Here is an 8,282-nt window from a genome sequence, read left to right as displayed (position 1 = left end):
CAAAGTAATCTGGTTTCCAGTTACGGTGCTGTGTCATAACCATCTGCTCTACAACCACATATGCCTGATCTAATGACATATCTTTTGGCTGATAAGCCATTGGTACTGTTCCGCACCCTGTTAAAGTCGCCACTAATAGTAAACTCAATAGGTAACGCATTGTTGTACTCCAAGTGTATTTGATTAAGGCGTTCTCATATCCTTAATTATGCCATCTTTCAAATGCTTATAAAGTGATTTAAGTAATAGTGAGCTTAGTGGACTGGACATTTAGCCGCAGGATTGGAGTGAGTAAGTAAAACTGGGAATTTAAACTCTTTTCATCAATAGAGGTTATCCGAAGTCTCATCTTCAGTTGAAAATCGAAACACGTCTTTGTCCACAAACGTGCCAGACTGATCAGTTCTGGCACGTTTATGTTTCAAAAACAGTTACAGCAGCATCTATCAGTTAAAAGCGACAATACCTGCTAGATCAAAAGATCTAAAATTTGGGACAACTGTTTTCAATAGCACTAAAAAGGGTTCCCTATTTCATTCACCTTGGTAATATCACTCCAATTTATTGGTGCTCCTTCGACCTTCTCTATGTCTTTGAGGCGATTATTTTCACCGAAACATTCTCTTCCATATATTGGGACGGCTCCAAGAAGTGCAATTGGGTGACCTGCTAGTCTGGGAGTGAAAGTGAAATTCTCCAATAAATTATATTTTATTATGAGGTTTTTTAATTCACTATTTTCTTCGATGCATTCAATCATGACAAGTCCAAGGAAACAGTTTGGAATCATAGATCGGAGAGTTCTTAAGTATATAGCAGGGTCTAGGTTTTCAACTTTCTGAGTTTGCGAATCCACAAAGCGTACAATCTCTGATAGCAGAGATATATAGGGATAAAACGAATTAATGTGTGATTTTAGCTGCTCTCTAGCGTCATAAGGGGAGTTCGCCATACTAATAATAAGTAACACATCATCAAAATAGTTCCAGTTGTTTATGTCAGTTATGCCGTTTTGGAATCCATAAACTGTTCTCTTAAAATACTCATACCTTTCACCTTCGGGAGTTTGAATTTTATAGTTAATATTTTCTAGTTTCTCAATGATTTCATTGTGCTTTGACAATAATGAGAAAAAGGTATTTTCAAAAGACTGAATATTGATTTGATTAACTTGATCTCTTAAAGCATCGGCAGATCTTTTGGCCTCTTGCCTAGCTTCTTTTAGTTCCTTACTTTGTAAGATAATCGTTAACAAAAGTCCCATGAAAGTTAGAAATGTTAGTATTGGGTTTAGGACCCCACCAAAGAAATCACCCCACTCTCCAAATCCACGAGGGTAATGGATAAGCGTTACAAGGTTTATCGCTAGTATTAGTAGTACGGAATAGATTGCAAAAATAAACAGTCTGAATAAATTCTTCCTAACATCATCACCTGAGCCTCCGATAAAGGAGATGAACTGACGGTACATTTTACCATTTAATCTCTTAAGTGTTTGTTTCAATTTTCTTAGTGTTTTTTTTAACAAAATGGATATCCGCATTGCAAGTAATTTCTAACTGATGAATACCATCGTACAATAACATGAAGTCATAACAGTAGAAAAACCACAAACATAAAATATTAAAGAGGTAATTTGATCAACATTCTGTGAATAGCCACCGACTTGATAGACGTTCGTGAGCAAGAGTTCGCCCAAACGCCACTTATCCGAACCGAACAGGTTAGTGCGCTGACTCTAACCCATTTCTGTCCAAAACCTTCACAGGCTGAATTTTTACCCGTGGTACATTCTACCTCAGAAATGCCCCAAAATCGTTTAGAGTAGAAGCTCTTCACTAAAGGCGCGTGCTCAGGTAGACCAACAGTTTCTAATCCATGTTCTGGGAATTTATACGGAAAGTTTCGGTATTTTCCTTATGAAATTTATCTTCAATTCACACAACAAATGGATACTGGTTGAGTTTCATAATAAATCGCAGCAACATAGACGGAATGCAAACACGAAAAAATTCCGTTTTAAAAGCATTAGTTTTTTATTTTGATTTGGTAGTATATTTATATGACGAATAGAGATTTTGATTTTGTTGCTAGTTTAGCTAATAAGTTTTTTAGACAAACTCACATTCAAAAACGTTTGAAGCTAATAGAAGAAAAGCCGATTACGGGGTGGGAAATTTGGTTTCAAGTAGAGTTTTCAGTTTTTCTGGAATCACAAAAAAGCGAAGATATCGCGTGGTGGGATCGAGAGTTTCAGTATTCGATAGACCGTCGGAAGGCTAATCATCGTGAATATATGGCTATTGATTTTGTTTTTCGTAAGAAACGCTCAGTGTTAGGGCAGTATATTGCCCTCGAAATAAAGCAAAATACTAATGTTAGTTCATGTATCAGAGGCATGATGGAAGATACATGCAAAGTTTCATTGGTTAAAGGCTCGCATGATGACTTAAGAAGTATGTGGACTTTAGGTATTCATCCAGTCATTGATAATAATGCTCTTATGAATACGATTAAAGAGTATTCAGAATCCTTTAATGTTGAATTGATTCGAAGTTGTATCGTTACAGAACCTATTAAGCAAACAAATTTGGCTTATACAATATTCTAAAAAATAAACAAACGCTTAAGATGGACTAACAAACGCTGGGCATTTTTGCTTTGTTTGAGTTGTGTGTTTAAGGTGGGTAATAGAGTTGGTTGGCAGGTTTGTTTACCACTTAGCTTAGCGTTATATGACCAAATCGAACAAGCACCAATTGACTACTTTTTAAGAACTTCGAATGTTTTACAAGAAATCAGCCCAATAAAAGGTGAATAATGAAACCTGAGTTATTTAATAAAATGTTAAAGCGTATTTCTGATGGAGAGTATTCATCAGATAAATTGCAAGTCTTGTATGTTAACGCTGAAAATCAAGGCGATGAGCAAGGTCGAAATTTAATGTCTCACATCATAAACTACTCGCAATATCAAGATACTGTATTGTATAAAAAATTGGTTCCTGAAAGTGACGTTAAACGTAAACAATTTATGGAAGATGAAGGTTTCACATGTGCGAACTGGCTATGGTCTTGGTCTTTCGTTAATCACGAGGAAAAATCTATTGCTTTTGGTGCTTGGAATACTGCGTATATTGATGCAAATAATGTTGTAATTCTTTGTGAGAACTGGAAGGGTGAAGAACGAGAAGCTTTAGGGTATGGCCAAGCTCTTAAGCATATAGACTTAGTTGAAAAAGAAGGTTATAGCTATCAGGTCTTTAATATGATTCATGGTGGCCATGGCTCTAATGGGCGTTCGAAAATTGCTGGAATTGATCCAGTTTTAAGGAATGCAACTGTCAGGAAGGAAGGTGAGGACTGGATTGCGACAGTTTCGTAAGAAATGGACATATTACAAACGACTACGGCGATAATCGCTACTTTTTAAAGCTTACTCGCATTGTAGTGGATTAGCTAATTTGGCCTGTAATTTACAAGCTGACCGCATGGTTGCGATACTAGAAGTTATGCGAAAAATCAGAGCGATCTATTCATCGTAACTCAGAAATGTCCAGAGGCTTCATAGACCTGAATTTTGACTCGTGGCACTTTCTAACTCAAAAGTGTCTTATTGGCTTCATGAGGTGCATAGTTAAGCACAATACTTTCTGAAATTAACGTTACCATAAGGTATAAAATTCCTGCTATGGCATCTCGTTTAGTGCGTTAATCTGGTGTTTCAAACCATCTATAAAAACATCAACATACCTATTAAAACTCTCATCCATCGGTTTGTCATAGCCATTTTGCCAGCGTAAAATGAAAGAAGCATTCATCATTTGAGGTAGAAAACGAGTTAAGTTTGGATACTCACTATTTTCTACCTTCTTAGCCTCCCCTCTTAACTTAGCTTCCCATTCATCCGCATTATCTAGCGGTAAATGACCGAACTCCATGGTTACGAAACCACACATTGATGCAATTACTGTGTTGTACATAGGGACTATATGAGACGGCGGACAATTTGCATCCAAAAGAGCAGCTATAATTCCATCTAGCAATCTAGGATCTTGATACGCATTTGCCAGAAGTCGCCCTCCTATCAAATCTGCGATGTGGGGATGGTGTTTTACTGCACCTCTGTAGTTTTGGAATAACAGGGTCAACCAGACGTGCCAATCCAGGTTACCGTAGTTAGGTGTGACACTAGACATCACTGTATTTGCAATTTCACCTAACAGTGTGTTTTTGTTTTTAAAATACCAATAGATAGCTGTTGGATAGGTATCTAACCGTTTAGCTACGTCTCGAATACTAAACGTATCGATTCCTTTCTCCGCAATAAGATTCAGTGCTACCTCGATTATAATTTCCTTAGAGAGAGGTGTTGTATTTGCTTTTCTTTTCATAAAGGTACCGCTATCTATAAAGTACTTGCTAAAGGGAGGTCTGCTTTTTAGACAGATTGAACGAACTTCTAATGTTAAAAGTATCGTAAACAATATTTAATTTGGTAATCAAGCGGCTACCTTTGTCGACTTCTAACACATCGACAACATTAAAAGGTGCAGGTTCACCATTGGCAAGTGTCCAGTCAAAGTAGAACCAGATAGATATCAAATCTGTACAGTCACGAGTTGATTTCCCTTCCATTACGCCCTTCAAGGTTAGCTTTGAACTGCTCGTATCTTCAAACAATTCAGGATAAAAGTCTGCTGCCTTACGTTCACCGTAAAGTGGTGAACTCACCAACGCATCTGGCGTGAAAAGCGATAGTACTTTTTCAATGTTTGCTTCTTCAAGTGCTTCAAGGTATTTGTTTGCTATCGTATTGGCATTCATGATTTTACTCTATTGTTCAGTGTGCAATACTATATTGTACACTGAACAATAATGAGAGCAAGCTTGAGTTTGTAGCTGTTTAATAGAATGAAAGGTGCTGCATTAACAATGAATGCACTCCTGCATTAAATGCATAAACATTTCGCATCATTGACTGTAATTGGAAGGTTTTGTCCAAAAGCTTCTCAGGTGTCGTCTACTCGACCAAAGTGTGGTAAAGCAATAACTAAATAGAGAGTTCAGACAGGATCTCTGTTTTTCATTGCAGTCATTTCAATGACTGTTTTATTGTAAACTACAATTCACTTTAAGATTTTTATAGTAAAATAGTTTTTACTATAATTATTTCTAACCTATTACTTTGACATTTAAATTTTGGTAAATTAATATTTACCTTATTATATTTACGGTAAAGGTTAATTTACTATGGGAAGAGGTAACATTCAGGTTAGCACTGTTGCTAGTGCCGCACTAACTCATTTTGCCACGATGCTTACAATCCAGCGTAAGGAAAAGAAAATCACTGTAGAAGAGACTTGTTCCCGAGTTGGGGTATCTAAGCCCACTATGATAAAGATTCTTAAAGGTGATCCGTCTGTAAGTATCGGACTCTACTTCGAAACTGCTTGGGTATTAGGTGTTCCTTTATTTGAACCCGATGAAAACCAGTTTGCTATTAAACGTAAAACAAATGCGAAAATTGAGGCATTACTGCCTAATCGAGTAAGAAGGAAAAAGGTAATTTTAGATGATGACTTCTAGTAATCAATGCTTCGTTTGGAAATGGCTTAAAGGACAATCAGAGCCTGTGGTAGCAGGTAGACTCACTATTGATGAAACTGGCCAACATTTTACGTACGGTCAGTCTTACTTGAAACGTTCAGATGCAGAACCAATTTACTCAAATGAATTACCGCTTTCTGCTGGTACTAAGGAACCAGTTCAAGGTATGCCTATATTCTCTTGCTTGCGTGATGCAGCTCCAGATGCTTGGGGACGTAGGGTCATTAATTCTCGGTTGATGGGCAAAGACTACGATGCTGAGTTAGGCGAAATGACGTATTTGATGCATTCCGCTTCAGATCGGATCGGTTCTCTCGATTTTCAAGAATCGGCCACTGAGTATTTTGATCGTTCTACTGATGCGGCAACTCTTGAAGAATTATACAATGCGTCTGAAATCGTCGGTCAAGGTAAGGAAATCTCTTCGGATTTGGATAGAGCACTTATGCATGGTACATCCCTCGGAGGTGCTCGCCCGAAAGCGATGATCACTGGTAATGAAGCTAAGTATATTGCTAAGTTTTCAGCATCAAATGATACTTACGAAGTTGTACAATCAGAATACGTAGCAATGAGGCTTGCCAAGTTAGCAGGACTCAATGTTGCCGAAGTTATTTTTGAAAAAGTATTAGGAAAAGATGTTCTTCTTGTAAGACGCTTTGATAGAGCGTTAGTTGGTGACGTTTGGTGTCGTCGCTCAATGGTGTCCGGGCTGACAGTTTTAGGCTTAGATGAAACATGGGCTAGAGAGGCATCTTACGCAGACCTAGTGAACAATATGAAGCAGTATTGCATCGATTTTACCTCTGATAGCCAAGAGCTATTTGCACGGATGGTATTTAATGTACTGATCGGTAATACGGATGACCATGCTCGAAATCATGCTTTCTTTGTAGAAGGGGAGAAAATATCCCTGTCACCGGCTTATGATATTTGTCCACAAAACCGTACAGGTGGGGAGGCGAGTCATGGAATGAAGATCTTCGAAAATCTTAATTTATCTCTGTTATCACTTTGTATGCAAGCAGCACCAAGTTTCAATATTAAGGCTGAAAAAGCAGAAGAAATTATTAGGTTTCAAATTTCTACGATTACCCAAGAGTTTGAATCCGTGTGTAACGAAGTAGATGTCCCTGAAGTTACGCGAAAGTTACTTTTCAAACGTGTGATATTGAATGACTACATATTCAATGAAATGGAACATTTAAAGCCGCAAGATGGTCATTAAGTAGAATACATGGAATATCTAAATAAACAATGTCCGTACGACATGATGGGTTTTGTCGCAAAGTTTTGCGTTGTCGGTTAAGATTTACTCAATCTTTACCTAATACTCTGAATCTCAATGTTTAAAGGTTGCCACTTCCCCTCTGAAGTTATTCTCGAAACCGTACGTTATTATCTCGCCTATAAACTCAGTTATCGTGAAATTGAAGAGATACAATTGGAGCGCGGAGTCGTTGTGGATCAGGCCACTATTAATCGTTGGGTTATCAAATTTACGCCAGTATTAGAGCACAGAGCGAGGTGTAGAAATAAGCCCGTATCTGGCTCGTGGCGAATGGGTGAAACCTACATCAAAGTCTTTGCGCTCAAAAACATAGCGTCTGGAGCGCTTTATCTTTTGATAAACGCGATCAACTGCTGTCATTTGAACCTCCTAACTTTCATACGTGTTCGTAATATAACGCAACCTTATTATGACAGGAAGAAATACGGCAAACTCAAAGGGGATAATACGGCAAAAATAACGAATAAATATTATTAACCTATTGTTTTATAATAATCATTTCAAGGTCATTAAAAATGACCTTTCTAAAATCAACACCCCAACCTTACTATGAGTCTATCCCCTCAGAGATGTTCAGAGCCTCCTCAATTTCTACGCCTAAATAGCAAATGGTATTATCCAACTTAACATGGCCAAGTAATAGTTGCACAGCGCGAATGTTTTTGGTTCTCGCCTAAATTAACGTCACCTTGGTACGGCGCATCGAGTGGGTACCATAGAGATAGGGATCGTAGCCGAGTTCCGTTACCCAGCGGAAAATGATGGTGGCGTAACTGCTACAACTAATTGCTTTACCCTGCCTTCGAGGACTTGGGAAAATAGAGTCTGGTGCAGAGAGTTGGCTGTGCAGTGCGTGAAGTGAGCTCAAACTGTACCCCTCTGGCTGTAAAGCACGCGATCTTGAATCGCACCACCAGAAGAGATATCCCTCACTTTCATTCTAAGTAAGTCACAAGAACGTAACTTGCAATCGATAGCGAGATTGAGCAAGGTCGATTTCAAGCCTAGTGCGAATTCGCCAGATATCTTCAAGCTTGAAGGACTTTTTCTGCCCTGTTAGATGACCTTTCTTCGTCCACATAATTGACCTCCAATCTAAACCAGCTCATCTGCATACGCAGGTAATTATATAAAAAGTACTGCATTTAACTCTCAAGGAACCACTATGCCTAGACCTAAACGCGCGTCCGGCAACCACTTTACCCGTGGCGGACAAATTACTTTTCACTCCATTCGGATGTTCTTTCAAGTCAACAACACCTTAGTCTACGCCGCCATTTGGTCGGTGATAGCACTCACTGGTGTTCTAACCTGGCTACGCGCTCCTGATAACGCCTTTTGGTCTGTGTTCTACTACTGGCGCAATCATATCTATGCCAGCT

7 protein-coding genes and 4 pseudogenes are annotated in these 8,282 nt (G+C 38.5%); 6 read left to right on the top strand and 5 right to left on the bottom strand.

Translation table 11 applies throughout. The features are described from left to right. Positions 1 to 514 precede the first annotated feature (514 nt). The gene (locus tag ACED53_RS22335) at positions 515 to 1,528 is read right to left on the bottom strand and encodes a putative phage abortive infection protein (RefSeq protein WP_157937883.1); all 1,014 of its coding nucleotides are present in this window, start codon (positions 1,526 to 1,528) and stop codon (positions 515 to 517) included. A gap of 534 nt (positions 1,529 to 2,062) precedes the next feature. Between ACED53_RS22335 and ACED53_RS22330 the strand changes: the two genes are divergently transcribed. Beyond that, positions 2,063 to 2,611: a hypothetical protein gene (locus tag ACED53_RS22330; RefSeq protein ID WP_017097969.1), complete on the top strand. Its 549-nt coding sequence runs from the start codon at positions 2,063 to 2,065 to the stop codon at positions 2,609 to 2,611. 209 nt (positions 2,612 to 2,820) lie between these two features. Continuing rightward, positions 2,821 to 3,384 carry a hypothetical protein gene (locus tag ACED53_RS22325; RefSeq protein ID WP_371715308.1) on the top strand — a complete coding sequence of 188 codons (564 nt, stop codon included), beginning with the start codon at positions 2,821 to 2,823 and terminating at the stop codon, positions 3,382 to 3,384. 304 nt (positions 3,385 to 3,688) lie between these two features. Here the strand turns inward: ACED53_RS22325 and ACED53_RS22320 are convergent, their stop codons facing one another. Continuing rightward, entirely contained in the window at positions 3,689 to 4,393 is a 705-nt protein-coding gene (locus ACED53_RS22320) for a TetR/AcrR family transcriptional regulator (protein ID WP_017103707.1), read from the bottom strand. A gap of 28 nt (positions 4,394 to 4,421) precedes the next feature. Continuing rightward, positions 4,422 to 4,826 carry a nuclear transport factor 2 family protein gene (locus ACED53_RS22315; RefSeq protein ID WP_017100096.1) on the bottom strand — a complete coding sequence of 135 codons (405 nt, stop codon included), beginning with the start codon at positions 4,824 to 4,826 and terminating at the stop codon, positions 4,422 to 4,424. A gap of 426 nt (positions 4,827 to 5,252) precedes the next feature. Here ACED53_RS22315 and ACED53_RS22310 point away from each other — a divergent pair, with 426 nt between their 5' ends. From ACED53_RS22310 to ACED53_RS22300, 3 genes and pseudogenes are all read left to right on the top strand, one after another. Beyond that, positions 5,253 to 5,588, top strand: a complete 336-nt coding sequence (locus tag ACED53_RS22310) for a helix-turn-helix transcriptional regulator (RefSeq protein WP_017100095.1) — start codon at positions 5,253 to 5,255, stop codon at positions 5,586 to 5,588. Beyond that, the gene (locus tag ACED53_RS22305; RefSeq protein WP_102421462.1) at positions 5,575 to 6,837 is read left to right on the top strand and encodes a type II toxin-antitoxin system HipA family toxin; all 1,263 of its coding nucleotides are present in this window, start codon (positions 5,575 to 5,577) and stop codon (positions 6,835 to 6,837) included. Before ACED53_RS22310 ends, ACED53_RS22305 begins: the two co-directional genes overlap by 14 nt. A 117-nt stretch (positions 6,838 to 6,954) precedes the next feature. Further along, a pseudogene (locus ACED53_RS22300) lies at positions 6,955 to 7,194 on the top strand (IS6 family transposase); the annotation flags it as partial. On the opposite strand, the pseudogene ACED53_RS22295 reads toward ACED53_RS22300, so the two are convergent. Continuing rightward, positions 7,186 to 7,260, bottom strand: a pseudogene (locus ACED53_RS22295) (S-adenosylhomocysteine hydrolase); the annotation flags it as partial. The pseudogenes ACED53_RS22300 and ACED53_RS22295 overlap by 9 nt on opposite strands. Positions 7,261 to 7,447: 187 nt before the next feature. Further along, positions 7,448 to 7,981 (bottom strand): annotated as a pseudogene (locus ACED53_RS22290) (integrase). 84 nt (positions 7,982 to 8,065) lie between these two features. Here ACED53_RS22290 and ACED53_RS22285 point away from each other — a divergent pair. Then, a pseudogene (locus ACED53_RS22285) lies at positions 8,066 to 8,282 on the top strand (type IV conjugative transfer system coupling protein TraD); the annotation flags it as partial.

Source organism: Vibrio sp. 1F169, assembly GCF_041439605.1.
Classification (GTDB): domain Bacteria; phylum Pseudomonadota; class Gammaproteobacteria; order Enterobacterales; family Vibrionaceae; genus Vibrio; species Vibrio tasmaniensis_A.
This window is presented reverse-complemented; position numbering and strand designations above follow the sequence as displayed.